Below are 25,757 nucleotides of genomic sequence, written 5' to 3'. Positions count from 1 at the left end.
CCGTTGGTGCCCAGGAGAGGACTCGAACCTCCACGGTGTTGCCACCGCTAGGACCTGAACCTAGTGCGTCTACCAATTCCGCCACCTGGGCACGTCTTCAGGCTAGACCGCTATTTTAGCAAGATGATTAAGTTTGTCAATCTCTGCTTCAAACAAACTTGCTTTTCTCATCCGCCCGGTTGAACGCGCAGCGAAGTGATGCAACCGCTGCCGAACCACCGTCCTGCTGATCCGGCAATCGAAATAGGAACAGCGATTTCGATTGCCAGGCCTTACACAAAAAAGCGAGCCGCCAGAAGGCGGCTCTACTTTCGAATCTGGTGCCCAAGAGAGGACTCGAACCTCCACAGTGTTGCCACCGCTAGGACCTGAACCTAGTGCGTCTACCAATTTCGCCACCTGGGCAGGTGATGAACTGCAAAGACCGCCATTATAGCGACCGATTCCGACCTGTCAAGCGATTCGCCGAACGCGTTTGAACCTCGCGGCGAGCCGGCGCACGACGCGTCCGAACCACCGGCGCAGGCCCGCGTGGCGCCCGACACGGGTGTTAGAATGCCTCGCAGTAGTTCGTTGGCACGATGCACATCCGGTGTCGCGACGCGAGTGTCGACATGCGATCAGCCAGACGCGCGCCGGCCTCGCGTTGAACGAGCCGAACCCAGGCAGTTTCCTGTGCTAATCGCAGTAGAGCAGTCGAGCAGAAGAGCAGCAAGCAGCAGGTGTAATGACCGAGGCAGCGCAGCTGCCTTACAGATGCAGCCGAGCGCAACTGCGCGCATTAAGCAAACGCCTTCCAGGCCGGACCACATCGCCGACCGACGTCCATGCAACGAGAAAAAATCATCGACAAGCCCTTGAGCAAATTTCCGTATCCGATTCCAAGCCGCGAAGAAATCCTCGGCGTGCTGCGCACGAGTGAAACGCCGCTTGCCGCGAACGACATCGCCGAAGCCCTGTCGATCAAGCGCCAGGAGCGCGAAGGATTTTTCAAGCGTCTCGGCGCGATGGAGCGCGACGGCCAGATCCGGCTCGATCAGCGCAATCTCTATCAACTGACTCATCCGTCGAACTTCGTCGCGGGCCGCGTGCAGGGCCATCGCGACGGCTACGGTTTCCTGATTCGCGACGACGGCCAGGACGACCTGTTCCTGCCCAACGGCGAGATGCAGAAGGTCATGCACAACGACCGCGTGCTCGCGCGCATCGTCGGCTATGACCGGCGTGGGCGGCCCGAAGGGCACATCGTCGAAGTCACGGACCGCGCGAACAAGCGCGTGATCGGGCGTCTGCTCAACGAGAACGGCGCGCTGATCGTCGCGCCCGAAGACAAGCGCATCGGCCACGACATCCTGATCACGCAGAACACCCGCAAGGCGAAGGTCGGCCAGGTCGTGGTGGTCGAGCTGACCGATTTCCCGAGCCGTCATTCGCAGCCGCTCGGCCGCGTGGTCGAAGTGCTTGGCGATATCGACGACCCCGGCATGGAAATCGAAATCGCGGTGCGCAAGTACGGCGTGCCGCACGAATTCAGCGAGGCCGCGCTCGGCGAAGCGGCCAAGCTGCCCGACGAAGTGCGCCCGGCCGACATCCGCCATCGCGTCGATCTGCGCGACGTGCCGCTCGTCACGATCGACGGCGAGGACGCGCGCGACTTCGACGACGCCGTCTATTGCGAGCCGGTCAAGGTGGGCCGCGGCGACGGCTTCCGCCTGATCGTCGCGATCGCGGACGTGTCGCATTACGTGCTGCCGCAAAGCGGGCTCGACACCGACGCGATCGAGCGCAGCACGTCGGTGTATTTCCCGCGCCGCGTGATCCCAATGCTGCCGGAGAAGCTGTCGAACGGACTGTGCTCGCTGAATCCGCAAGTCAACCGCTGCGTGCTCGTGTGCGACATGATCGTCACCGCGCGTGGCGACGTGAAGGCGTATCAGTTCTATCCGGGCGTCATGCATTCGGCCGCGCGGCTCACGTACACCGAAGTCGCCGCGGTGCTGACAAACACCAAGGGCCCCGAGGCGACCCGCCGCGCCGCATTGCTGCCGCAACTGCAGAATCTGTATGGCGTCTACAAGGCGCTGTTCGCGGCGCGCCAGAAGCGCGGCGCGATCGACTTCGATACGACGGAGACGTACATCGTCTGCAACGCGCAGGGCAAGATCGAGCAGATCGTGCCGCGCACGCGCAACGACGCGCACAAACTGATCGAGGAGTGCATGCTGGCCGCGAACGTGTGCGCGGCGGATTTCCTGAAACGCAACAAACACCCGGGCCTGTTCCGCGTGCATGCGGGTCCGAGCGCGGAAAAGCTCGAGAACCTGCGCACGTTCCTGCGCGGCATGGGCCTGACGCTCGGCGGCGGCGACACGCCGCACGCGAGCGACTACGCCGCACTGATGGCGCAGATCCGCGACCGGCCCGACGCCTCGATGCTGCAGACGATGCTGCTGCGCTCGATGCAGCAGGCGGTCTACAGCCCCGACAACATCGGGCACTTCGGTCTCGCCTACGAGGCCTACGCTCACTTCACGAGCCCGATTCGTCGCTATCCGGACCTGCTCACGCATCGCGCGATCTACGCGATCCTGCAAGGCCGCAAGTATCAGCCGCAGCCGCCGCACGGCGTCGAACTCAATACCGCGCTGTCGCCGCGCGCCCGCGCAATGCAGCAGGCCGACGAGGAAAAGCGCGGTGCCCGCGCTCGCACGAACAACGTGGCGATCTGGGAAGAGCTCGGGCTGCACTGCTCGGCCAACGAGCGCCGCGCGGACGAAGCATCGCGCGACGTCGAAGCGTGGCTCAAGTGCTATTTCATGCGCGACAAGCTCGGCGAAGAGTATGGCGGCATGGTCAACGGCGTCACGTCGTTTGGCATCTTCGTGCAGCTCGATTCGCTGTTCATCGAAGGTCTCGTGCATGTGACCGAACTCGGCTCGGACTACTTCCAGTACGACGAGATCAGGAACGAGCTGCGCGGCGAGCGCACCGGCATTCGTTACCGGCTGTCGGATCGTGTGCGCGTGCAGGTGAGCCGCGTCGATCTCGACGCACGCAAGATCGACTTCCGTCTCGTGCGCGATACGCCGATCAAGCCGCCTGCGGCGCGCGGTATGGCGGCGGACAAGGGTGACGGCGCTGGGCCGCGAGTGCGCGTGTTGCCGTCGGCGGAAAGCGGCGCGTCGTTGCCGGGGCCGCGGCGCAAGAAAGCCGCGCCCGCGCAGAGCGTGGCGGTCAAGGAAGCGCGCGCCGCGCGCGGCGCGGCGAGGAAGCATGGCGTCGCGAGCAAGGCGGCGTCGAAGCAGGCACGCAAGAAGCGCTGAGGCTTTCACAGCGCCGGGACCGCGCGCAGCGGGCACGTGAACGCGTGCCGGTTGCGCGCGGTCTGCCTTTTGGTTTCATCTTCATCACAGTGGCGCGCGTTGAATGCGCGTCCAATCAAAGGTTGTTCAGTCATGGCACGTCATAAGGTTTTATACGGTTTCCACGCAGTGACCGCGCGTATCCGGCACGATGCGTCGACGGTCGAGGATGTCTATTACGACGCGACGCGCAAGGACCGTCGTATGACCGAATTCCTGCAGGCCGCGAAGGACGCGGGCGTGCGTCTGATCGCCGCCGACGAAACCCGTCTGTGGGGTCTCGCGCGCACCGAGCGCCATCAAGGCGTGGTCGCGCGCGCGGGCGATCTGCCGCTCGCGCAGAACCTCGCCGAACTGCTCGACGGGATCAGCGGTTCGCCACTGATTCTCGTGCTCGACGGCGTGACCGATCCGCACAATCTCGGCGCCTGCCTGCGCGTCGCCGACGCGGCCGGCGCGCATGCGGTGATCGCGCCGCGCGATCGCGCGGTGGGACTGAACGCGACTGCCGCGAAGGTCGCGAGCGGCGCGGCCGACACGGTGCCGTACATCACGGTCACGAATCTGGCGCGCGCGCTGCGCGAACTGAAGGACGCGGGCGTTTGGGTGGTCGGCACGGCCGGCGACGCGCAGAAGAGCGTCTACGAAACGGAACTCGACGGGCCGGTGGCGCTCGTGATGGGCGCGGAAGGCGAGGGCATGCGGCGTCTGACGCGTGAAACCTGCGACGTCGTCATGAACATTCCGATGGCGGGGACGGTGGAGAGTTTGAATGTGTCCGTGGCCAGCGGGGTGTGTCTGTTTGAAGCGGTGCGGCAGCGGGCGGTGAAGAAGTAGTTCTTCTGTCGTCGTTCTTGTTGTTGGTCGATTGATGGCGCCCGGAACGCGGTGGTGGTTTCGGGCGCTTTGTTTTGCGTGCAAGGGATTGGCTATTCACGCAACAGGTTATGTAGTGAGAATTCTCGCTAATTCATCAAAGAAGGTGCTGGTTGTATATCCCCATAAAACGGGATCGAAATCATATCCACACGCCTCATCGAATTTTTCATCCAGTTTTTCACCTGCCTCCTGCCTGAATTTCTCTATTTCGGCCAACGTATCCTGGATCTCTTCGGGCGAACTGTCTCTTTTGAAGCAGGAGACGATCTCCTCCAGAGTGTCTCCCCATAGGTCCGAGTCCTGATTGAGATAGCCGCCAAACAATGCATAGAATTGTGGGTACGATGTTTCGTCGATCATTTCAGTAAGTACGATGTGAGAATGTAATAGGGCATTCCGTTGTATTCTTCAAATTTAATGGAAACTCGAACAGTACTCATGTCTTTAAGTTCCCCCGTTGCCCGGACGACTCCATAGCCCACCTTGCTCCCTACGTCCTGATAGAGAATCAAAAGACGCCTTGGGTTTGACTGAGCCCAATTCGTGATTTTTGACGTGTTGGACTCCATCACCTTGGAGATGGCCCATTCCGCGGCCGCCAAGTCCCGAAACGACGATACCACTCTTCTCTCCGATTCCAATCGCAGCCGCTCCCGCAACTGCGCCTCAGTCCTCCCCACATGCTTCAGTATCGTATGCCCACCGATCCGGCTACCGGCTTTGGCCTCATGCGCATCCAGACTAATCCGCCCCATCGTAATCCGCGCGACGCGCGCGGCTCTGATCGAGCCGATGAGTCCGAACGGCACCGCGATATCGAGCGACACGCCAATCTGATTAGCCAGGTCCGGGCGGGCTTTCAGCGACTCGGCGAGCTTCGTCGCGCTTTGCTGTGTCAGCGTAACCGTGTCCTGGCCCGTCAGTATCTGACGCAGACCGCTCGCCGCCGTGTCCGAGCCGTGCACGCCGAACATTACGCAACCGGCCTTGCTTGCCATCGTCGGTTCAGGCAGCGCGCATAGCGCTGCCGCTCCGACCATCTCCGCTACGCCTGCGGCGACCTGCAGGCCGCCCCAGAGCCGGTTGCTCAGCATCTCCGTCTGGCTGATCGATCCGCGCGTCAATATGGCGGCTAGCTGCGGCGCGCTGAGCACCACGCGCACGCCATCTCCATCGTATTCCTGCGACATTCCAGAATCCTCTGTGGTCTTGCGGGCCTAAAAACTAGCAAGCACCACAGCGGTTTGATATGGGCGATGGTTGATTCTTATGACTCAATATGTGAAAAGCTGTCCGGCAAATCAGCGGGCTGCACGGCACAAAGCGCGCCCAAACCGAACCCTCCCCCCGCCGCTCCGGTAAACTATCGGTTTTTCACGCTTTTCCCGCCTCTCCCATGACTCAAGACGAACTCAAACAACTGGTCGGCCAGGCCGCCGCCGATCACGTGAACGCCAACGTGCCGCAAGGCTCGGTGATCGGCGTCGGCACGGGCTCCACCGCGAACTGCTTCATCGACGCGCTGGCCGCCACCAAATCCCGCTATCGCGGCGCGGTGTCGAGTTCGCTCGCCACCACCGCGCGGCTGCAATCGCACGGCTTCAAGGTGCTGGACCTGAACGAGATCGACTCGCTGCCGGTGTACGTCGACGGTGCCGACGAAATCGATCGCAGCGGTGCAATGATCAAGGGCGGCGGCGGCGCGCTGACGCGCGAGAAGATCGTCGCGTCGGTGTCGGAAGTATTCGTCTGCATCGCGGATGCGAGCAAGGTCGTCGAGACGCTCGGCAAGTTCCCGCTGCCGATCGAAGTCGTGCCGATGGCGCGTACCGCGATCGGCCGTCGCGTGACAGCGCTCGGCGGCGTGCCCGTCGTGCGCGTGACGAAAGAGGGCGCGCCGTTCATCACCGACAACGGCAACGAGATCATCGACGTGAAGGGCTTGAGCATCAGCGACCCGCGCACGCTCGAGGCGCATATCAACGCATGGCCCGGCGTCGTCACGGTCGGCCTGTTCGCGGGCCGCGGCGCGAATCTGTGCCTGCTCGGCACCGACACCGGCGTGCAAACGATCACGTACGGCCAGAATTAAGCGACTGCATTTCTGTTCGCTCTGACGCGTGTGAACCGTTCCAGCGGTTCACACGCGTTTTTTATTGCGCTCGCCCGCCGCGGGGGCAATCGCGCGCACCTGGCGGAAAGTGCCTGGACGCGCGCGCAGACCATTCGCCGTCGATGCTAGCCGCGCGCGATGCCCGCCACGTCAGGTGCCATTCGCCCGCGCAGCGCTCCGATCGCAACGCGTGACCAGGACTAGCGAGAAGAGGTGACGACGAAAACGTCAGCCGTGGTGCACGGACGAAACCTCAGCAATCAAGCCGTGATTTTGCAGACGCAAACGGACTCTGCGAATTACTCGCGAACTGTCGCACGTCGAATGTGTGCACGCGCACGCACAGTCAGAAACGTGGCACATACACTCTTCTCTAAGGCCAGGTGGCGTTTCGTGACAGATAGGGCGGAATATGAAAGTGGCGATCGTGCACGATTGGCTGGTCGCTCCCGGCGGCGCCGAGAAAGTGCTCGGGCAGATCATCGAGTGCTTTCCCGACGCCGATGTTTTCAGCGTCGTCGATTTTCTCGAAGATCGCACGCCGCTAGCCGGTAAGCCGGTCACCACGTCATTCATACAACGCCTGCCGTTTGCGCGCACCCGGTATCGCGCCTATTTGCCGTTGATGCCGCTTGCCGTCGAACGGTTCGATCTGTCGAACTATGACCTGATCATAAGCAGTTCTTGCGCGGTCGCGAAGGGTGTACTGGTCGGCCCACATCAGACGCACATCAGCTACGTGCATTCGCTGATGCGCTATGCGTGGGATCTGCAGCATCAGTATCTGCGCGACGCGAATCTGCTGCGCGGACCGAAGTCGTGGGCCGCGCGGGTGTTGCTGCATTATCTGCGCGGCTGGGACGCGCAGTCGACGAATGGTGTCGATCGTCTGATCGCGAATTCACAATCGGTCGCGCGGCGCATGCTGAAAACCTATCGGCGCGATGCCGCAGTGATTCCGCCGCCCGTCGACGTGAACGAATTCGAACTGCGCGCCGAGAAAGACGATTTCTATCTGAGCGTGTCGCGGATGGTGCCGCATCAACGCATCGATCTGATCGTCGAGACGTTCAACGCGACGCCGCAGCGCAAGCTGATCGTGATCGGCGATGGGCCGCAGATGGCGTCGATTCGCACGAAAGCCGGACCGAACGTGACGGTCCTCGGTTATCAGCCATTTGGCGTACTGAAGGATTACCTGGCGCGCGCGCGAGCCTTCGTGTTCGCCGCCGAGGAAGATTTCGGCATCGTGCCGCTCGAAGCGCAGGCCTGCGGCACGCCGGTCATTGCGTTCGCCAAGGGCGGGGCGCTCGAAACGGTCGTGCCGGTCGGCGACCCGCATCCCACCGGTGTTTTCTTCGCGCGTCAGACGGCGGTGTCGCTGCTCGACGCGGTCAACCGCTTCGAGCGGCTGAGCGCGTACATCACGCCGGCGGCCTGCCGCGCGAATGCCGAACGGTTTTCGTCTCAGGTGTTCCGGCGGGCGTTCATGGCCGAGGTTACGCGCACGATTGCGGCGGTCGCTCAGGGTCTGCCGGCGGCGGAACTGGGGGAACAGGTGACGTGGGCGGAGTCCGATCTCGCGACCCGGGAACTCGGCATCGCTAGCGACACCGCGCCGAAAAGCAGGTGGAGGCAATGAGGTGAGGGTCTTTCGCTGTTCTCGCCTCGTGGAGTTTTCGATAGGAGAAGGAAGGGTCTTCGTCGTCATGCAGTGATTTCGCAACAGGCAGTAACGAGCCGTTCTGACCAACGCGTCCGGGCGGCTATTGGTGTGGGCGCGTCCGCTTCGCGCTTTGTGTCGGCAGTGCGTATCGCTTATCGCGCGAAACGCACCGCGCGTGCAAGGCGAGCCGCGGCCGGCCATTGTCAAGCAAGCAGGACTGGACTTCAAAAAATGACATCGGGGTGCGCGCCACGCGCTACGGGCGAGATATTCGCTGGCGCGGCATGCCTCGCGTGGCCATAACGACCTGAAGCAGACGTTCGCTATCGTGACCGCTGAATCACCTCACTGCGAAGTTCGCAGTGCTGGCAATTCGGCGTGCCACGGCGATTCACTACAACAGGCAGTCGTCATTCGCGCGTCACCGATTAACGCGCCGACGGCTTTTGGACGAGGACGAATTTAAACTCATGAATGCCGATCGCCTTCCGGGACCTTTTCCCGACATTGCCGCAACCTGGGCTGCGCTTAAGAGCCAGTTGCCGATCACGCCGATTCGCACCGAAGAGGATTATCACCAGATGGTGCGCATCGCAAACTCGCTGTCCGATCATCTAAGTGGCGAAGACAACGATCCGCTCGCGGATCTGCACGCGATCGTGAAGGAGCTGGTCGGTCACTGGCAAGCGCGCAACCTGGCGATTCCAAAAGCGGAGCCGCGCGAGGTCCTGCGCCATTTGCTGACCACGCATGGTCTCAAGCAGAAGGATCTGGCCGGCATCGCGTCGCCGACCGTGGTCAGCGATATTCTCGCGGGGCGCCGCGCGATCAGCAAGAAAGTCGCCAAGGCGCTCGCGGTACGGTTTCAGACCGACGTCAGCCAGTTCCTGTAGCGGCGGTGTCGCGCGGCGGGTCCGTCCATGACGGAGTCCGTCGCGGCTCTTTGTCTTGCGTCAACGATGGCGGCTGTCGATCGGGCCGCCGGAGTTGGCGTTTCCATTTGCAGCGCGCCGCGGCGCGGGCACGATGGCCGCCACCGTCGGAAGCGATCCGCTCGATCGCATGATCAGAACGCGTTGCGGCCGACGAAGCCCTTGAAAACCGTGATGAAGACGATCTTCATGTCGAACCAGAACGACCAGTTCTGGATATAGAAGAGATCGAATTTGATGCGCGCTTCCATCTTCTCGACCTTGGCGGTCGCGCCGCGATAGCCGTTGACCTGGGCCCAGCCGGTGATGCCGGGCTTGATGCGGTAGCGGTGCATGTAGCCGTACACCTGGTCTTTGTACAGATCATCGTGTTCGATCGCATGCGGGCGCGGACCCACCACCGACATCTGACCGAGCAGCACGTTCAGAAACTGCGGCAGCTCGTCGAGACTCGTGCGGCGCATGAAGCTGCCGAGCTTCGTCACGCGCGAGTCGTTGCGGGTCGCCTGCGTGATCTGGCCGTGCTCTTCCCGGTGCACGGTCATCGAGCGGAACTTGTAGATGCAGAATGGCTGACCATCGACGCCCTTGCGGATCTGCCGGAAAAACACGGGTCCCGGCGACGTGAGCTTGATGCCGATCGCGAGCACGACGAACACCGGCGCGAGTGCGAACAGCGCTAGCGCGGCGAACAGGCGGTCGAACATCAGCTTGGGCCACATCTGCGGCGGCGAGAACGGCGTCGCGCTCAGATTCAGCGTCGGCAAACCGACGACATCGACGATCGCATGATTGAACAGCGACAGACCGCGCACGTCGGGAATGAAGCGCAGATTGACGAAGTCGTGTCTGAAGGTGCGCGTGAAGCGGTAGATCGTGTGTTCTTCGCAAAGTGGCAACGCGAGCCACACTTCGTTGACGCGTTCGTCGCGCACCTTCGTCGCGAACGCTTCCAGATCGGTCAGCACGGGCAGGCGGGCCAGACGCGCGCCATACGCGTCGCGGCCTGCCACGCTAGTGTCGAACACGCACACCGGTTTGAAGCCCGCTTGCGGCGCATGCTCGAGATGCGCGAGCAGCGTGCGCGCAAAGCCCGGTGCGCCGACGATCGCGACGGTGCGCGCGTTCATCCCGCGGCGGCGCACGAAGCGCAGCACCACGTGCATGATGCAGCGGGTCGCAATGATCAGCGCGCCGGAGATCAGCGTCGAATATCCGAACCATAGGCGCGACACCGCATCCATCCGATGCAGCGTGAACGCGAGCACGAGCGAGGTCGCGACCACCACGACCCACGCGGCGGCGATTCTTGCGAGCACTGGCGCGAGCGCGTTGCCGCGCCACGTCTCATAGGCGCCGAAGCCCGGAAACAGCAGCAGAACCAGCACACAGTTGAATGCAATCAGAAGGCGCTCGGTATCGCCTAACGCGATTGGCGCGGGAAAGCGGATCCAGTGGGCTAGCAGACCGCCTGCAATCACGAAGAGCACGTCGAGACATCGAGAAGTAGCCCTAAACATAGGCAAATCGACCCCGGTCATCGAACGGCGTCCCGCTTATTCGACGGTCTCCGCCTGGCGCAGGCGCGGCAGCAGACGATCGAATTCGCGTTTCACGAGGCCGTAGCATTCGCACGCGCGGGCTTCGAGGCCCTTGCGGTCGAGCACCTTGATATGACCGCGGCTATGATGGATCAGGCCTTCGTCGTGCAGCTTGCCAGCCGCTTCGGTGATCCCTTCGCGGCGCACGCCGAGCATGTCGGCGATCAGCTGCTGCGTGACGGTCAGATCGTTCGACGCGACGCGATCCACTTCGATCAGCAGCCAGCGGCACAGTTGCTTGTTGAGCGCGTGATGGCGGTTGCACGCGGCGGTCTGCGCGACCTGGGTCAGAAGCGCGTGCATATACAGCAGCATCAGGCGACGCAGAAAGTCGGACCGCGCGAACTGCTGCTTAAGCGCCTGCGCGCTCATCCGGTAGGCGAAGCCCGCGCATTGCACCTGCACGCGGTTGGGCATGGTTTCGCCGCCCGTCAGGACCGGCACGCCGGTCATGCCTTCGCGGCCGACCGCGGCGATCTCGACGGAGCTGCCGTCTTCCATCGTCGAGAGCATGGAGATGATCGCGGTGGTGGGGAAGTAAACATGATGGATCCGTTGACCCGAGTCGCACAGCAGCTGCTCGGTGCGCAGATGAACCAGTTCCAGGTGGGGGGCCAGCGCTTGCCATTCGTGCGAAGGCAATGCGCCCAGCAGATGGTTACCGTGCAAATCGGATTGAAGTGTCAACATGATCGGTCCTCGCATGAAAGCCGCGCCGCGCGCGACTCTCTCCGTTTATTTGATCCGATGCCCGCATCCTCGGGACAGGGCTGCCCGGCGGGCAGCTAGGATGACCAGCATCGGCCCCGTTATAGGCCTGTCTGCCACCGCCTCTGTTGTTGCGCTCGTGTGCGGTGGCACTCTGTTGCGTGAAGGTAATAGCGAGGACCGTGCCAACATAAGGGAAAACGTGTGCTGATGCGGCGCAGCGAACGAACCCGGAGTGCGTCGGGAGGGGAAAAGCGGCTTTTTGTTTCAGTTCTGCACACCCCCTCCGGATGGGGAATGCATCGTATGAAAGCTTTGGGTTTCGGGGAATCCCTTGATATCAAAGGCTTCACGGCCAAAAACAGGCGGGCTGTCGAAGCTGTCTCAGATTTGAACCTGGCGCCGCATGCACGTTTTGAAGCGCTCGACCTGAAGTGTCGGAAATGATTCAGAAGTGTTAAATGGAGTGCGTACGCTGTCGCACGCAAAGCCTTTTAGAGCCGCTAACAGTCGCGTTCGAGCCAACAGTGACTGCGCGGAGCAGACAGTTCGAGAGGTGCGAAGCGGGCTGTGGCGCGCCTCGCGGGCCTGCGACTAGTTCGGAATCACCACTAGCCGTAAAAGATGGCGGAAAGCGCATTGATCGCGCGGACTTCCCCTTGGGGCGCCGCGCTTGTTTCATCCACTTTAAAGGCCGCGTTTGATGCAGGAGCAACGACTTCTTGCGGCGACGCGGCGAACACGGTCGGCAACAGCGGTTCCAGCGGAAGCAGCGGCACGACACAGCGCCGGTTCGGCGCGAGATGGAACCAGTCGCGCGTCGCGCGATAGTGCGGGTCAATGATATGAACGAAGCGCGCAAAGCGCTTCGTTTCGATCGCGAGCTGCCAGCCGTTGCCGTCGCCACGACGTTCGACCTGAACGGTCATACCGAGGTCATCTCTCGCGTGCACGCTACGCTCGGGCAGATGAAACGCCTCGGACACGATCTCGCCGCTCGCGGCATCGTATAACGTTGCAATCGTGACATCGTGCGCGCGCGGGCCGAAGCGGTACGCATGCGTCAGATCGAAGAACTGGCCGAGCAGCGCGGCCGCGCTGATGCGTTGCAGGCTGCGCGGCGCAAGCGTCAGCGCGCTGCGCGCGGACGTGACCTTCACGCTGCCGTCGCGCAGACAGACCAGTTCGAGTTCGCCGCTAAACGTTTGCGCGCGCTCGTTGATCAGATGGATATCGAGGCCGTTCAGGCCTTCGTCGGTCAGCGTGACCTGCAACGGCTGCAGTGTCTGCGCGAAGCCGTGCAGCGCGCTTTTCGGCCGTCCCGTCGCGTCGATCACGCCCCAGCCCGCGCCCGCGCGCAGGTCCTGCAACTGCCACACGAGGCCGCCGCCGCACGGTGAGCCCGCGCGCCGCCACTCGGCGAACACGTCGCCGATCAGATCGGCAACCACCGCGCGCGACAGATCCAGATAGCGCGCCGTGTCTTCATAGCGCAAGCGCGCCGGCTCGACGCCGTAAAGCGCCTGCAGATAGTGATCGCGCACGTCGTCGAAATCCCAGCCTGCGCCGGCATCGCGCGGCACGGCGGCTTTCCAGCGCGGGTCGTGCGTGTGGATCGTGCCGAGCGCGTCGTGCAGCGTCGCGTCGTCGGGGACGTTGGCGAATGCCAGGCATTCGGCGGCGAAGCGCACCTGCGCGCGCCGCACGTCAGCGAGCGGCCGCTGATACGCGCCGACGCCGTAGTAGTGCGTGACGCCGTCGTTAGTCGAAAACGGCCACGCGCCACCCGATGGCGAATTGCTGACATAGGGCACGTCCGCGCGTTCGCGCGCGACGAGCGCGGGCAGCAGCTCGGTAAACAACGGTTGCGCGCGCCGCGCCGCGGGCAGTCCGAACATCGCCGCCTGCTGATCGACCTCGCTACCCCCGCATAGCACCGCGAGCGACGCGAAGCGACGCGTGCGGGTCAGGAACTGGCTCGCTTCGCGCTCGATCAGTGCGCTGAATGCGGCATCGTTCGGGTAGTCGAAATTCGCCAGCGCGAAGTCCTGCCAGATCAGCAGGCCGTACTCATCGGCGAGCGCATAAAACAGATCTGATTCATAGAGCATCGTGCCGCCGACGCGCAGCATGTTCATGCCGGCGGCGCGCGCGAGCTCGAACGTATGGCGCAATTGCGCTTCGGTGCCTGCTAGCGTGACGAGATCGGCGCTGGTCCAGCACGCGCCGCGACAGAACACGGGCACCTCATTCACGCGCAAGGTAAAGCCCGCAGCATCGGCGCCGCGATCCACTTCGATACGACGAAAGCCGATCGAGCCCAGAGACTGGCTGATCACGTTGCCGTCGGCGAGTTGCAACGTCAGAGGATATAAAGCGGGCTCTCCGTGCGTGTGCGGCCACCAGCGTTTCGCATCGGGCACGCGCACGTCGCCGGTGAGTGTATATGCATCGTGCCATTGCAAACACGAAACATGGTTGCCGCACGCGAGTGTCGCGCGGCAGGCGGCGTCGTGGGGGTGTACGAAACGTAACGTCAACGAAACAACCCCATCGTCATGCTCGAGCCGGCTGGTCAGATCAATCGTGTCGAATGCGTGCGGTGCGTCGCCGAGCATCTCGACTGGACGCCACGGCCCGACCGCATGGATCGACGGACACCAGCCGGGCATATGGCCGAGCAGGGTGGTGCGCACATTGCGAAGCGTCGGCGGCGACACGAGGCGTGGCCGCCAGCGCGCACGCGAGCGTTTGGCCGCCAGCGCCGGCGTCAGCGAGCGAAAGCACAGCACGAGCGTCGCACGGCCATTCAGTTCGATATCCACATCATGGGCGATGAACATCGATGCGCAATCGAGCCGCTTCACATCGTCGAGCCACACTTGCGCGAGCGTCGCGAGTCCATGAAAGCGCAGGCGGCGCCGACCGGTGCCGATCAGCGTGACGCGATACCAGTGATCGTCGAACGCGAGCGGTGGCGGGTGATCGACATCGAGCAGACCGGCGGCGCGCCGTGCGCTCGCGACGGTGCCGGGTACGGGCGCGGCGAGCCAGCCTTGCGCGGGCAGATCGGCCGGTGACACATAGGCGTTGGGCGGGGTGCTCAGACAAGCCCAGCCGGTGTCGAGCCGTTGTGGCCATAGGGAGAGCGCGCCGTCCGCGCGCGGACGGCCGGCGCCGCTCTCGTCAGCCGCCGGATCGAGTGTCGATACATCCACGGTCAATTCCCGGAAAAACCGCGCGGCGCGAGGCACGCGCATCAACGCATTAGCGCACCAGAGCGGCTAGCGGCGGCAGCGTTTGTTCATAGGCGCTTTCAAGCACGTCGAAGCAGTCTTCGCAGCTATCGCGGCGACCACGCGCGAGCGCGCGAATCAGCCGGAACTGCATCACCATCGATTCCGACGCGATGCACTGCGCGGCGGCCGGTATCGTCGGCGGCATCTCGAAGCCTTGCGCGGACAGCCACTGCAGATACTTCGACAGAAACTCGAAGTTCGCACCGAGCTGCCGCATCAGATTGAACGAGTACAAATGGAAGTACGCCTCGTCGCGCTCGAACAGCGTATCGAGATGCGCTGGAAACGCGGCACGCCATTGCGAAATCGGATTGCTCAATGGACGCCGCTCCAGATGCGCGCACAGCAGTTGCGCCGACGCCTCCGCGAGCGCGGTGCCTTCGAGCGCGGGCCGCGCCTGCTTGGCGAACTCGACGTACGGAAACAGCAGATCGGGCTGGCCGGTGAAATGCGGCAGCTTGCGAAACACGCCGTCGTAGTCGTCGCCTTCGAGCTGGTGGTAGCCGGTGTTGTGGAAATAGCCGAGGCGGCGCGCGGCGGTATCGACGAAGTCGATGCCGATCGTGGTCTTCGGATGCTCGCTGCGATACGAGGTCGCGCGCGTATCGGGCAGGTAGTAGCCGTCGACTTCGACCAGCACGGTGTGGCCGCGCAATGTCTGCGCGAGCACGCGTTCTTCGAGCGAATCGTAGATCGCGAGCTCCTGCACCTGGGTGCCATACAGCCGTTCGAGATCATCGAGCGGAAACTTGAAGAACGTGAACTGATCGCCTTCGAAGTCCTGCGTGACCGTGAACGCGAGCGCCGCGCGCGGGTCGAGCCCGAAGCCGTGCAGCAGCTCGATCCACAGATCGACGTAGCAGTTGGTCTCCTGCCACACGCGTTCGCCCTGATGCAGCGCGTGCGCTACGTGCTCGCGCAACTGCGTGCCGGCACGCGGCGCCGCGTGGGTCTCGTGATGCGTCGGCGGATCGCCTGCGCGTCGCGGCAGCGACGAGTTGGCGCGCGAGCCGGCAAGCGCCGAAGTCGGCGATGAGTTCATGCGCGCTCTCCAGCGACGGCTGCGGTTTGCATAGATTGCGCCGCCTGCAGCGCATCCGCGACGCGGCTCCCGGTATCGCCCCACAGCAGCGCGCGCACGTCGTCGGGCCACGCGTCGACGTCGAGCCCATGATGACGGAACAGCGCGAGCGTGATGCGTTCCATGCCGAAGCCGACACAACCCGTATGCGCGGTCGTGCCGTCGTCGCAGGCGATCTTCCAGATCGCACCGAAGTGGTCCATGTGATAGTTGAACGACAGGCAGGCCGTCTTGCCGCGCGGATCGGCGACCGCGATCAGCAACTCGAACTTGAGCGCCTGCGCGCGCTGGCTATCGGCGACGATCTTGCCGCCGCGGCCGAAGAACGGATCGTTCGCAAGATCGACTTCGACGGGCAAGCCCAGCAGCTTCACGAGCAACGAGCCGCGCTCGATCCACATCTGCCGGAACGCCATCACCTGCTCGGGGCTGCCGAGACGCACGTATTCGCGTTGACGGAACATTTGCATCCGGCCCGGATCGAGCGACGGCTCATGGCGGAAGCAGTACGACAGCACGTCGATCGTGCGGCCGCCGGCGGGCAGGGGGCCGCGCCGCGAAATCACCGGATAGATCGGATAGCAGGCGGCCGGCGTCAGCACGACGCGCGTCGGTTTCTGTTGCGCTAACCACGCGTCGCCGCGGTCGTCGTCGCTATCGGCCATCGCCTCGTCGAGCGCGCGCAGCAGGCGGTGATGGCCCATGTCGTCGCCGCAGAACGCATGGATGGTGCCCGCGAGATTCGGAAAGCTCTTCAGGTACTCGCTGTCCTCGAAGTCGGTGCGGCGCATCGCGGGCGGAAAACGCAGTACTTCGGCTTGCTGATCTTTGCCGAGATGCGTAATCGCCACGTTCAATCGATCGATCACGTCCTCGAAAATCTGGCTGCGGCCATACAGTCCGTTTTCGCCGGTGTCGATCAGCAGGCCGGCTGCCAGCATCTCGTCGCGCAGCGTGAGCGAAGGCCCCACGTCGGCGGAGGCCGCCGCGGCAGTGGCAGCAGCGGCGGTATCGGTCATCAGCTTCATTCAGGGTCTCCCCGGCGCGGCAGGACGTTGCGCGAGCAGCAGACTCGCGGTGTTCTGCGCGATACGGTCGTTATTGATCATCAAGGGCGCAGAGTGCAGGTCGCGCAGATGGCGCCCGACGCTATAAGGTGTGCCGTTCTTGTAGCCCGCCATGCCGCAGATCATCAGCACTTCCTGTACGACCTGCAGCGCGGTGCTCGAGATGCTGGTCTTCAGCGTGTTCATGTCCGACGCGAAACCGAGCATCGCCGCGAGCGGGGCGTCCGCCTGGATCGCGCCCTCGCGTGCCTGATGCGCGGCGCGCGCGGCCTCCAGTGCAACCGACAGACGCGCCTGCATCATCTGCAGCAGCCCGACGGCTTCGGCAAGCCGCAGGCCCGCCGGCGGCATGGAGCCGGGCTTCGCGCGCGCCTGCGCGCGGAAGAACGCTTTCGCGCGATTGACCGCGTCGATCGCGATGCCGGTCCACACCGACGCCCACAGCGTGTGCGACACGGGCAGCATGGTCTGATCGGCGATGTCGGCGAACGGCGTCGCAAGAATCTGTTCGGCGAGTCCTGTCGCGACGAGCCGGAAGCCCTCGCTGCAGGTGCCGCGCATGCCCATCGCGTCCCAGCCGCCGCGTCGCTCGAGCTGCGTTTCGGCGCGCAGCGCGACGATCAGCACCTGGTCGGACGCGGCCGCTTCGGCGGTGCGCCGAGCGGTCACGAGGATGCCGTCGGCGTGCGCGCCGTACGAGATCGTCGGTGCGAGCTTCTCGATCCGGAAACGCGCGCCATCGAGCTCGACCGAGCACGCGCTCGTACGCATGTTGCCACCGATCGTCTCTTCCGATGTCGCCGACGCGAGCAGCCATTGCTGCTCGGCCAGTTGCGCGAGCAGGCTCGCTTGCCAGGCCGAATTGCCGCGATGAGAGTCGATGCACGCGACCTGAATCTGATGCATCGCATAGATCATCGCCGTCGATGCACAGCCCTGGGCGAGCGTTTCGCAGATCGCGCCGATATCGGCAAGCGACAGGCCCGCGCCACCGTAGGCGGTCGGCACCATCGCCGACAACAAACGCTCGGCCTTCAGTGCGTCGAACGCCTCGACCGGAAAGCGCGCGTCACGGTCGACAGCGTCCGCGTATTGCGCGGCGATCGCCGCGCACCGATGCGCTGCAGCACGCCATTCGGGACCGCTGTCGAGCGCGGTCAGCGCCCCGGTGGCGGGGCTCTCGCCAGCGCCGGTCCGTGCGTCGGTAGTCGAGTTCGCGGCCGCCCCGCAGGCCGCCGCGGCGGCCTGATCCAGCAGCGGCGCGCTCATGCTGCCGCCTTGGCCTGCAGCAACTCCGTCATCGCGGCGGCCATCGAGTCGATGCTCGAGAACAGGCGGCGCGTCAGCATACGGTCAGGAATTTCGACGTTGAATTCGTCTTCCATGGCAAGCATCAGATGCACGGTCGCGAGCGATGAGAGTCCGGCAGCATAGAGGTCGGCGTCGTCGGCGAGGCTTTCCACCGGGACATCCAGGCGTGCGGATTCTGAAAGGATGCGTCTCAAAGCAGTTTTCATGCAGTGCTCCCCCTTATGCTCAAAGGTCTGCCGATGGGTGCCGGGATCGAATGATCGTGGGCGCCTGATTTTCGTAGGTAGGTTCGTGCGGTGCGAAGACCGCAGTGTGTGTGCGCGATGGTGCGGTGCGGTGATGCAGGCGGGCTGTGTGAAGCCATCTGCGATACCGGGGCACGTGGTGAGACTGCGCTTCGTTGGCTCGTATTTAAGAATCGGCAACCCCGAGCGTCAGTGCGATGGCGCACGGAAGCACGTCTTTCGCGCAGGCTACCGTGTAGTCGATGATGAGGGACCGTCATGGATCGGCCGGCCGTCGCGCACGGCAGGCATCGCCGGTTTCGCCAGGTATTTTGACCGCCGGGGGCGTGATGAACTGGAAAACGCTGGAGTTCGATCAGCTATCTGCACGTGAGTTGTATGTCGTGCTGCGTGCGCGCAGTGCGGTATTCGTCGTCGAGCAGTCGCATGTGTGCCTCGACGCGGACGGGCGCGACGAGCACGCTTTGCATGTGTTCGCGGTCGACGACATGGCACGTCCAATGCCGGTGCTCGCCTATGCGCGGGTGCAGCCCGGCGATTCGGAAGATCCGGAAGTGACGATCGACAAGGTGCTGACGAGTCCGCTGCGGCGCGGCGACGGCACCGCCGAGATGCTGATCGAGCGCGTGCTCGAAGCGGTCGCCGAACGCTGGCCGGGCCGCGCCACGCGCGTGAGTGCGCCGCTTGGCTTGCGCGGGTTCTACGAGCAGTTCGGCTTTCGCAAAACGGAGGGGCCGTACCTCGAACATGGAATGCCGTACATCGGTCTTACGCGTCAGGTGCGTGGCGCTCAGGCGCGCTTCGGGCAGCGGCGGCGCGAGCGCGCCGGCGCATCGTTCGCCAACACGTTCGAACTGTTGTGATGCCGGGACTCAGCCTCGTGCCCGTCCGGACGACGGCACGAGACGCAGCCAGAGCCGGTAAAGCGCGGCGCGCAATTCGCTGGACCCGCGCAGCGATATGCCGAAGTTCGCTGCGCTCAACGCGAGCGCAGCGATGATCGCCAGCAGCAGCGCGTTGATCGAATCCGCGAGCGCGAGCGCGACGAGCAGAAACGCCAGATGCGCGAGCATGTTGCGCACGATCGTCCACGCATGCAGCCGTGAGAAGGCGAGCAACACCGAGTAATCGAACAGCGCCTTCAGCACGACGACGACCGCCGCGCCCATGATGCCGAACCAGTGGATGCCGCACCACAACGCGCCGGTGAAGAACGGCAACTGAAGCCAGCTGACGCTTGCTACCGCCGCGGGATGGGTCTGCGCCTGCAACAGGCTGCCGAGGATGCTCGACTGGCCGCTCAGCCACACGCCGACGATCAGCACGCTCGCGACCGGCGCCGAGGCGGCAAGCTGCGGACCGAGCCACAGCAGCAGGAACGGCTTCAAGGCGAACAGCGCGACGATCACGCACGGCGTAAAAGCGCCATTGAGAAACGCGAGCGCGTGGTGCGCGAGCGCGTCCGCATCCTCGCGCGACGCGGCCGACAGACGCGGAAAGAGCGTGCGCACCATCGCGAGCGGCAGCAGGTTCAATCGATTGATCAGGTTTTGCGGCGTCGCGTAGTAGGTGACGAAGCGCGCGCCGAGCAGTCCGCCGACGAACACGCGGTCGAGGGTCGAGGCAATCATGTTGGCGCCGGAAAACATCAGCAGCCAACGGCCGTAGCGGAACAGCCCGATCATCAGGCGCCATTGCGGCAGCCGCATCCGGCGAATGCCGAGCGCGCGAATGGCGGCCACGCCGAGCATCAGGCCGGCGATGAAGCGCGCGATCACCGCGGCCGGAATCACGAACGCCAGCGACGGCGAAAAGCAGAAGACCGCCGCGATCGGCAGCAGCTGGAACAGCGCGGTGCCGAGCATCTGGTTGATGTTGTAGCTCGCGAAGCATTCGACGCCGGTAATCGCGCCCGCGAATACCCAAGTGACGTTCGCGATCGGCACCGCCACCGCGATCCACGGCAGGCTCGCCATCACTTCACGCTGGAACGCCGGCTCGATTTTCACGCCGTAGGTGATGTAGACGATGGTGCCGGCATAAATCAGCGCACCGCCGATGATGCCGGTGCCGAGATTCATGAACCACGCGCTCCAGAAAATCGGTTCGATCGAATCGTCGTTGGTTGCGCGCGCCTTGGCGATCTGGTTTTCCGTCGCGAGGCTGGTGCCCAGATCGAGGACGCTGAAGTAGCCGATCAGCGCCCACACCAGATTGATCACCCCATAGCGCTCGGCGCCCAGCAGATGAATGTAGGCCGGCACGGTCACGAGGGACACGAAGGTCGGCGCGACGGCTCCGGCAAAGTTGATGAAGATGTTCCTGACGATGCTTCGTTCCATGGTCCTCTTGTCCGGCCGGTGACGGGCGAGCCTATCGTATGACTTTCCCGTCGGCGCCGTCGCAGGTCTTGCATCTTGCCCCCAGGCGCCGCGTGACTGTGTGGGTGGCCGTACAGATGGCCGCGATCGGAGGGAGTTAAATGGCAATGGTCATAGGGTCGCGTGGTGGTTGGCCACGAGCCTTGGCGTCGCGCGCGGGCGCGCCCGCACCTTCTCCATCATCTGATGCTCGCGGCACGCACACCGCAGCCGCCGGCATTCAATACAGCGCATGAACGACGCGATCAGCCGCGTTTCGGTCCATGAGCGGGGCATGCTGCACTGCACAGCATGCTCATCGACACACGCGAGCCCAGCTCGATTCGGAGCCCAAACCAATGTGGCGGGACGCACATATGGGCGACAGCGCCTTTGTTGTAATCACATGAAAAGGAAGAAAACGTAAGGAGCGGACAGTGAGACCCATCGTCTTCGACGGCAACTTCGGCTGGTTGCATTCAGCCCACGGCCCGGATGGCGTTGTGATGTGTTCCCCGTTTGGCTATGACACGCTGTGCACGTATCGCGGCATGCGCCGGCTCGCCGAGCGCCTCGCCGCTCGCGGCATACCGGTGCTGCGCTTCGACTACCCGGCGAGCGGCGATTCGGCCGGCGATCCGACCGACGCCGGCCTGTGGCGCGCGTGGATCGACAGCGTCAAACAGGCGGTCGCGCAGCTGCGCGCAGCGACCGGTGTCGAGCGGGTCAGCTTGTGCGGTCTGCGTCTTGGCGGCATGCTGGCCGCGCTTGCCGCGCAGGAACTTGGCGACGTGCACGGTCTCGTGCTGATGTCGCCGGTGCTGTCGGGCAAGACTTATCAGCGCGAATTGCGCGCGCATTACCGGCAATGGTTGAACGATCCGGCCGCGATGGATTGCGTGGTCGAGCCCGATACCGACGAGTTCGTCGAAGCGTACGGCTTCCGCATGTATCGCGACACGCTGGAGAGCCTGCACACGGCGGATCTATATCGCGCGACGAGCCGGCCGGCCGCGCGCGTGCTGTTGCTCGATTCACTGAACCCCGTGCGCACCGGTGCGCTCGCCGCGCATTACAGTGAACATGGCGTCGAGCTCGAGCGTCACCCGTTCGACGAATACAGCCGCTTCATGATGGAGCCGCTCGAAAGCGAAATACCGCACGCCGCGTTCGAGACCATCGAGAACTGGCTGCTCGCGGGCAGCACGCGAATCAGCCCGGCGGTGGCGCGCGTGCCCGAGCGAGGCGAAGAGCCGGCGGGCGGCCACTATGTCGCGCCGACGCTGCACGAGACGCCGGTATGGCTGAACGACGGCAAGGTGTTCGGCATCTACTGCCGGCCCGACGGCGCCGCGGCGGCGCAGGCGCCGGCGGTGCTGCTGCTCAATACCGGCGCGGTGTCGCGGATCGGCAACGGGCGTTTCGGCGTACATTTCGCGCGGCGTCTTGCCCGTCAGGGGATCGCTTCGCTGCGCATCGACGTCGGCGGTGTCGGCGACAGCATGCCGTCGTGCGACACGCTGAGCCTCGACGCGCTGTACTCGCAATCGAGCGCCGCCGACGCCGCATGCGCATCGCGCTGGCTCGTCGCGCGCGGTCATGCGGGCGCGGTACCGGTCGGCATCTGCTCGGGCGCCTATACCGGCCTGCATGCCGCGACGCGCGAACCCGCCGTGGTGGGCGCGGTGATCGTCAACGTACAGAAGTTCAGATGGCACAACGTCTGCGACGAACACGGCAAGCCGATGATCCCGGTGTCCGCGTTCGGGTCGACGCGCAACTACATGCGCTCGATGAAGCAGCCCGGCAAATGGCTGCGCGTGCTCAAGGGCAAGACGGGCGGCTGGGGCCTCGTGCGCGAGCTGGTGGTACGGCAGCTCGCGAAGACCGGCGAAACGCTGGCCGACCGGATCGAGCGGTTGTGCGGCCTTGAACTCGGCGCGCGGGATGAGCGGCATCTGTTCGCCAACCTCGATGCGCGGGGCGTCGACACGCACCTGGTGTTCGGTGTGCTCGACGAAGGCGTCGAGGAGCTCGAGCGCTACTTCGGTGCGCGGGGCACGCGGCTCGCGCGCTTCACGCGCATTCACGTGGCCTTTTGCAAGCACACCGATCACGCGATCCTGTCGTCGGTGGCGCAGGAAAACATCATGTCCTACGTCGAGAACGTCTATCGCGGCGGCTTCACGAAGCTGCGTCAGCCCGACAGCGCCGCGCTCGACGGCGAACTGCACAGGCAGCACCCGGAACACGATGAGCATCGCGGCCCGGGGGCGTTGCGTCCGTTCGGAGAAGCATAGGGGAACACGCGGCGGACAGAGGGGCACGCGCGTACGACCAGAAACGATTGCGACCACGAGGCACCTGCCGGCGTCATGCCGGCCGGTGAACAGGAGTTGGATTCGAGAGGATCGCAAATGAACCGAATAGTAGAGCCAGGTAATCCGCTGGCGCCGGGGACTCGCGCCACCGGCGCGCTTCACGAACTGACCGTGCAACCGGTGATTCTCGTGGGCGACTCCGGTACGAGGCCGTGGCCGCTGTCGCGCGAACGCAATTCGAAGCGGCTGGCCGGTCCGATGGACGACCGCTGGCGGCTCGAAGCGACGCTGCGTTGGCTCGACGATGCATTCGACTCGGCCGCGCACGACGCGGCCCGTACCAGACCGTCCGCCGCGCCGCTGGTGGTCTGCCGCGACGAACCGCGGCTGCCTGCGCTAGAGCGAGTCGAGCGGCGGTACCGCAAGCCTGCGCGCTTGCTGCTCGAACCGATGGCGCGCAACACCGCGCCGGCGCTGAGCGTCGCGGCGCTCGCCGCGCGCGCGTCGGCCGTGGCTGGCGACGATCCGATCCTGGTCGTGCTGCCCACCGATCATCCGAGCGCCGATCACACTGCATTCGGTGCGGCGCTCAACGAGGCGCTCGCGCATGCCTCGCGCGGCGCGATCGTCGCGTTCGGGGTGCCACCGCAGCGTGCGGCGATCGGCTACAGCTATATCCGCACCGACGCGCCCTTGGGCAACCGTGGCGCGCGGACGATCGAGCGCTTTGTCGAGAAGCCCGATGCCGAGCTTGCCGAGCGCTACTTCGCAGCGGGCGAGTACTGGTGGAACTGCGGCATGTTCGTGGTGCGCGCGTCGGTATGGCTCGACGCGATCGGCTTGTGCCGTCCGCTGATCGCGGCGGCCTGCAAGGACGCATTCGCGGGCGCGAGCATCGACGATGCCGGCGCGGTGCATCTCGCGCGCGACGCGTTCGCCGCGTGTCCATCCGACTCGGTCGACCATGCGGTGATGGAGCGCATCGGTACCGACGCGCGTCTTCTCGGCGTGACGGTACCGCTCGGCGAGGGCTGGCCGGACGTCGCCGCGCCCAGGCGCGTCAATGCAGCTCAAGCCGATAAGCCAGCCGATGAAGCGCGGTCGCCGTCATTCGACGAGCGGCGCTTTCGTCATGCGCTCTCGCGCTTCGCAACCGGCGTGGTGGTGATCTCGACCGGCAGCGGCGACAGTCTTCACGCGATGACCGCCAACGCGTTCATGTCGGGGTCGCTGAAGCCGCCGCTGATCGTCGTGTCGGTCGGGCATCGTGCGCGCATGCATGCACGGCTGATGGATGCCGAGCTATTCGGCGTCAGCGTGCTGTCGGAGGCGCAGGAGTCGCACAGCCGCCATTTCGCGGGCGAGGCGCAAAGCCGCCTCACGCCGACTTGCGCACCGCGCTTCGCGGCGGTCGACGGCCTTGCCGGCGTCGTGCTGCTCGAGCACGCGGCCGCGCGCTTCGCCGCGCGCGTGGTGGACCGCCATCCGTGCGGCGACCATACGCTGTTCGTCGGCGAAGTGCTGGTGTTCTCGCTCGACGAGCACGCGCCGCTGCTGTTTTTCGGCGGCCGCTATGCGTCGGTGGCGGCGAGCGCGTCGAACGAGGATTCGGCGTGATGCGATTGCCATCGCATGTTTGTTCGCCCAAGCACGCAATCGCCGGACCACGTCCGTGCAGATCAGACAATTTCGTCTTGCCAACGTGCGAATGCGCACTAATTAAACCGGGTAACGCAGGCACGCTTTGACGGGCGAGCTTTGAGCCTGGCGGAACAGATTGCGTTACACGAACGAAACAAATCTTCAGAGGGATAACCCTGTCAGGAAGTGTCCCAACTGGCGCATCCGTTTCGAAGCTAGCAACGTATCGGAAAACGATCCTATTTGCATAGCAGATACGTACGGGCCCTTCATCAACAGGCCACGCGGGGTCAACACCGCTTCGGGGATATGTCATGGAACACGCAAACAAGGATCGCTCGCTGGTGAGCAAAGTAATGGACGGGCTCGTCAGCGGCATCGTCGAGGAAAAGTACGGCGCGATTCTGCCGCCGCAGGATGTGCTGTCGAAGGAATTCGACGTGAGCCGCACCGTGATGCGCGAGGCGCTATCGATGCTGCTCGCGCGCGACATGCTCGACGTGCGCCCGAAGATCGGCACGCGCATCCGGCCTATGAGCGATTGGCGCATGATCGACGAGGACGTCGTCAACTGGCGTTTTCGCGCGAAGCCCGATCCGATGTTTCTGCGTGACGTGATCGAGTTTCGCATCCTGATCGAACCGCGCGCTGCGGCGCAGGCGGCCGCACGCGGCAGTGCCGCGGATGTCGCCGCGATTCGCGAGGCGTTCGAGGCGTTTCGCGTGATCCGTCCGGGCGAGCCCGCCTATCAGGAAGCCGACGAGCTGTTCCACACGCGTATCGTGATCGCGAGCGGCAACCAGTTCTTCAAGCAGATGGCCGCGATCATTCGCGGCGCGCTGTCGACCGTCACCCCGATCGTGCATGACCGGACCGGGGTGTGGGAGGGCGCGATCGCGTCGCATCAGCGCGTCGTCGAAGCGATCGAGCGGCGCGATCCGAAGGAGGCCGAGATCGCCTCGCTGGCGATGATCGATTACTCGGCCGAGGAGATCGGCGGCCGGTTTTCCGCGGAGCCGCCGGCGCGGGTTTGAGACTCGGTGTGAGCGTCGGTTTGAGCCTGGCTGCGTGAGTGCCTGGCCGCGACAGCGGCGGCGCGGGTGTCGAAGGTCGGTGCGCGGCTGCGATGTCGCATGGTTCGGATTGGCCGGGTTCGCCGCATTCTCAAACG

19 protein-coding genes, 2 tRNA genes and 1 pseudogene are annotated in these 25,757 nt (G+C 64.4%); 10 read left to right on the top strand and 12 right to left on the bottom strand.

Annotation, left to right across the window (positions count from 1 at the left end; translation table 11 throughout):
• Positions 1-4: 4 nt before the first annotated feature.
• Both G5S42_RS22180 and G5S42_RS22175 read right to left on the bottom strand, forming a co-directional pair.
• A tRNA-Leu gene (locus G5S42_RS22180) sits at positions 5-91 on the bottom strand.
• A gap of 227 nt (positions 92-318) precedes the next feature.
• Positions 319-405: transfer RNA gene (locus G5S42_RS22175), tRNA-Leu, on the bottom strand.
• A gap of 422 nt (positions 406-827) precedes the next feature.
• Here G5S42_RS22175 and rnr point away from each other — a divergent pair.
• A complete protein-coding gene (gene rnr / locus G5S42_RS22170) occupies positions 828-3,323 on the top strand; it encodes a ribonuclease R (protein WP_176108743.1) in 2,496 nt (831 codons plus the stop codon).
• Positions 3,324-3,455: 132 nt separating this feature from the next.
• Positions 3,456-4,199 (top strand): 23S rRNA (guanosine(2251)-2'-O)-methyltransferase RlmB, encoded by a 744-nt coding sequence (gene rlmB / locus G5S42_RS22165; RefSeq protein WP_013089240.1) that lies wholly within the window; start codon positions 3,456-3,458, stop codon positions 4,197-4,199.
• A gap of 108 nt (positions 4,200-4,307) precedes the next feature.
• On the opposite strand, the gene G5S42_RS22160 is transcribed toward rlmB, so the two are convergent.
• On the bottom strand, positions 4,308-4,601 hold the full coding sequence (locus tag G5S42_RS22160) for a contact-dependent growth inhibition system immunity protein (protein ID WP_176108742.1): 294 nt from the start codon (positions 4,599-4,601) through the stop codon (positions 4,308-4,310).
• Entirely contained in the window at positions 4,598-5,431 is an 834-nt protein-coding gene (locus tag G5S42_RS22155; RefSeq protein ID WP_176108741.1) for an RNase A-like domain-containing protein, read from the bottom strand. The genes G5S42_RS22160 and G5S42_RS22155 overlap by 4 nt, the downstream gene beginning before the upstream one ends.
• Before the next feature lie 206 nt (positions 5,432-5,637).
• Between G5S42_RS22155 and rpiA the strand changes: the two genes are divergently transcribed.
• From rpiA to G5S42_RS22140, 3 genes are all read left to right on the top strand, one after another.
• The gene (rpiA, locus tag G5S42_RS22150; RefSeq protein WP_176108740.1) at positions 5,638-6,333 is read left to right on the top strand and encodes a ribose-5-phosphate isomerase RpiA; all 696 of its coding nucleotides are present in this window, start codon (positions 5,638-5,640) and stop codon (positions 6,331-6,333) included.
• Positions 6,334-6,766: 433 nt separating this feature from the next.
• Positions 6,767-7,996 carry a glycosyltransferase gene (locus G5S42_RS22145; RefSeq protein WP_176108739.1) on the top strand — a complete coding sequence of 410 codons (1,230 nt, stop codon included), beginning with the start codon at positions 6,767-6,769 and terminating at the stop codon, positions 7,994-7,996.
• A gap of 494 nt (positions 7,997-8,490) precedes the next feature.
• Positions 8,491-8,913 (top strand): helix-turn-helix domain-containing protein, encoded by a 423-nt coding sequence (locus G5S42_RS22140; RefSeq protein WP_176108738.1) that lies wholly within the window; start codon positions 8,491-8,493, stop codon positions 8,911-8,913.
• Between the two features lie 173 nt (positions 8,914-9,086).
• Here the strand turns inward: G5S42_RS22140 and G5S42_RS22135 are convergent, their stop codons facing one another.
• The 7 genes from G5S42_RS22135 to G5S42_RS22105 all read right to left on the bottom strand — a co-directional run bounded on the left by G5S42_RS22135 (position 9,087) and on the right by G5S42_RS22105 (position 18,225).
• Positions 9,087-10,472, bottom strand: a complete 1,386-nt coding sequence (locus tag G5S42_RS22135) for an undecaprenyl-phosphate glucose phosphotransferase (protein WP_176108737.1) — start codon at positions 10,470-10,472, stop codon at positions 9,087-9,089.
• A gap of 36 nt (positions 10,473-10,508) precedes the next feature.
• Positions 10,509-11,243 carry a Crp/Fnr family transcriptional regulator gene (locus G5S42_RS22130; RefSeq protein ID WP_006048767.1) on the bottom strand — a complete coding sequence of 245 codons (735 nt, stop codon included), beginning with the start codon at positions 11,241-11,243 and terminating at the stop codon, positions 10,509-10,511.
• 629 nt (positions 11,244-11,872) lie between these two features.
• Positions 11,873-14,521, bottom strand: coding sequence for a glycosyl hydrolase 2 galactose-binding domain-containing protein (locus G5S42_RS22125; protein ID WP_176108736.1), 2,649 nt, complete (start codon positions 14,519-14,521; stop codon positions 11,873-11,875).
• Positions 14,522-14,528: 7 nt separating this feature from the next.
• Positions 14,529-15,602 carry a DUF1839 family protein gene (locus G5S42_RS22120; protein ID WP_176108735.1) on the bottom strand — a complete coding sequence of 358 codons (1,074 nt, stop codon included), beginning with the start codon at positions 15,600-15,602 and terminating at the stop codon, positions 14,529-14,531.
• Positions 15,599-16,669: an amino acid--[acyl-carrier-protein] ligase gene (locus G5S42_RS22115; protein WP_176108734.1), complete on the bottom strand. Its 1,071-nt coding sequence runs from the start codon at positions 16,667-16,669 to the stop codon at positions 15,599-15,601. The genes G5S42_RS22120 and G5S42_RS22115 overlap by 4 nt, the downstream gene beginning before the upstream one ends.
• Entirely contained in the window at positions 16,670-17,977 is a 1,308-nt protein-coding gene (locus G5S42_RS22110; RefSeq protein ID WP_176108733.1) for an acyl-CoA dehydrogenase family protein, read from the bottom strand. It abuts the gene before it with no gap.
• Entirely contained in the window at positions 17,974-18,225 is a 252-nt protein-coding gene (locus G5S42_RS22105) for an acyl carrier protein (protein ID WP_176108732.1), read from the bottom strand. Before G5S42_RS22105 ends, G5S42_RS22110 begins: the two co-directional genes overlap by 4 nt.
• Before the next feature lie 368 nt (positions 18,226-18,593).
• Between G5S42_RS22105 and G5S42_RS22100 the strand changes: the two genes are divergently transcribed.
• The gene (locus tag G5S42_RS22100) at positions 18,594-19,127 is read left to right on the top strand and encodes a GNAT family N-acetyltransferase (protein ID WP_176108731.1); all 534 of its coding nucleotides are present in this window, start codon (positions 18,594-18,596) and stop codon (positions 19,125-19,127) included.
• A 9-nt stretch (positions 19,128-19,136) separates the two neighbouring features.
• Here the strand turns inward: G5S42_RS22100 and G5S42_RS22095 are convergent, their stop codons facing one another.
• The gene (locus tag G5S42_RS22095) at positions 19,137-20,606 is read right to left on the bottom strand and encodes an oligosaccharide flippase family protein (RefSeq protein ID WP_176108730.1); all 1,470 of its coding nucleotides are present in this window, start codon (positions 20,604-20,606) and stop codon (positions 19,137-19,139) included.
• Positions 20,607-21,061: 455 nt separating this feature from the next.
• Here G5S42_RS22095 and G5S42_RS22090 point away from each other — a divergent pair, with 455 nt between their 5' ends.
• The 4 genes and pseudogenes from G5S42_RS22090 to G5S42_RS22075 all read left to right on the top strand — a co-directional run bounded on the left by G5S42_RS22090 (position 21,062) and on the right by G5S42_RS22075 (position 25,620).
• On the top strand, positions 21,062-22,924 hold the full coding sequence (locus G5S42_RS22090) for an alpha/beta fold hydrolase (RefSeq protein ID WP_176108729.1): 1,863 nt from the start codon (positions 21,062-21,064) through the stop codon (positions 22,922-22,924).
• Between the two features lie 75 nt (positions 22,925-22,999).
• Positions 23,000-23,770 (top strand): annotated as a pseudogene (locus tag G5S42_RS45480) (sugar phosphate nucleotidyltransferase); the annotation flags it as partial.
• A gap of 183 nt (positions 23,771-23,953) precedes the next feature.
• Positions 23,954-24,562: a flavin reductase family protein gene (locus G5S42_RS45475; protein ID WP_176110590.1), complete on the top strand. Its 609-nt coding sequence runs from the start codon at positions 23,954-23,956 to the stop codon at positions 24,560-24,562.
• Between the two features lie 338 nt (positions 24,563-24,900).
• Positions 24,901-25,620: a FadR/GntR family transcriptional regulator gene (locus tag G5S42_RS22075; RefSeq protein WP_176108728.1), complete on the top strand. Its 720-nt coding sequence runs from the start codon at positions 24,901-24,903 to the stop codon at positions 25,618-25,620.
• Positions 25,621-25,757 lie beyond the last annotated feature (137 nt).

Source organism: Paraburkholderia youngii, assembly GCF_013366925.1.
In the GTDB taxonomy this organism is placed as follows: domain Bacteria; phylum Pseudomonadota; class Gammaproteobacteria; order Burkholderiales; family Burkholderiaceae; genus Paraburkholderia; species Paraburkholderia youngii.
The sequence above is the reverse complement of the archived record's forward strand: the minus strand, read 5'-3'. Positions and strand labels throughout refer to the sequence as shown.

What these genes read in the sequence shown, in the direction of transcription:
- rnr (WP_176108743.1), top strand. Translation starts at nt 828, where the DNA reads ATGCAACGAGAAAAAATCATCGACAAGCCCTTGAGCAAATTTCCGTAT.
- rlmB (WP_013089240.1), top strand. Translation starts at nt 3,456, where the DNA reads ATGGCACGTCATAAGGTTTTATACGGTTTCCACGCAGTGACCGCGCGT.
- G5S42_RS22160 (WP_176108742.1), bottom strand. Translation starts at nt 4,601, where the DNA reads ATGATCGACGAAACATCGTACCCACAATTCTATGCATTGTTTGGCGGC.
- G5S42_RS22155 (WP_176108741.1), bottom strand. Translation starts at nt 5,431, where the DNA reads ATGTCGCAGGAATACGATGGAGATGGCGTGCGCGTGGTGCTCAGCGCG.
- rpiA (WP_176108740.1), top strand. Translation starts at nt 5,638, where the DNA reads ATGACTCAAGACGAACTCAAACAACTGGTCGGCCAGGCCGCCGCCGAT.
- G5S42_RS22145 (WP_176108739.1), top strand. Translation starts at nt 6,767, where the DNA reads ATGAAAGTGGCGATCGTGCACGATTGGCTGGTCGCTCCCGGCGGCGCC.
- G5S42_RS22140 (WP_176108738.1), top strand. Translation starts at nt 8,491, where the DNA reads ATGAATGCCGATCGCCTTCCGGGACCTTTTCCCGACATTGCCGCAACC.
- G5S42_RS22135 (WP_176108737.1), bottom strand. Translation starts at nt 10,472, where the DNA reads ATGTTTAGGGCTACTTCTCGATGTCTCGACGTGCTCTTCGTGATTGCA.
- G5S42_RS22130 (WP_006048767.1), bottom strand. Translation starts at nt 11,243, where the DNA reads ATGTTGACACTTCAATCCGATTTGCACGGTAACCATCTGCTGGGCGCA.
- G5S42_RS22125 (WP_176108736.1), bottom strand. Translation starts at nt 14,521, where the DNA reads ATGCGCGTGCCTCGCGCCGCGCGGTTTTTCCGGGAATTGACCGTGGAT.
- G5S42_RS22120 (WP_176108735.1), bottom strand. Translation starts at nt 15,602, where the DNA reads ATGAACTCATCGCCGACTTCGGCGCTTGCCGGCTCGCGCGCCAACTCG.
- G5S42_RS22115 (WP_176108734.1), bottom strand. Translation starts at nt 16,669, where the DNA reads ATGAAGCTGATGACCGATACCGCCGCTGCTGCCACTGCCGCGGCGGCC.
- G5S42_RS22110 (WP_176108733.1), bottom strand. Translation starts at nt 17,977, where the DNA reads ATGAGCGCGCCGCTGCTGGATCAGGCCGCCGCGGCGGCCTGCGGGGCG.
- G5S42_RS22105 (WP_176108732.1), bottom strand. Translation starts at nt 18,225, where the DNA reads ATGAAAACTGCTTTGAGACGCATCCTTTCAGAATCCGCACGCCTGGAT.
- G5S42_RS22100 (WP_176108731.1), top strand. Translation starts at nt 18,594, where the DNA reads ATGAACTGGAAAACGCTGGAGTTCGATCAGCTATCTGCACGTGAGTTG.
- G5S42_RS22095 (WP_176108730.1), bottom strand. Translation starts at nt 20,606, where the DNA reads ATGGAACGAAGCATCGTCAGGAACATCTTCATCAACTTTGCCGGAGCC.
- G5S42_RS22075 (WP_176108728.1), top strand. Translation starts at nt 24,901, where the DNA reads ATGGAACACGCAAACAAGGATCGCTCGCTGGTGAGCAAAGTAATGGAC.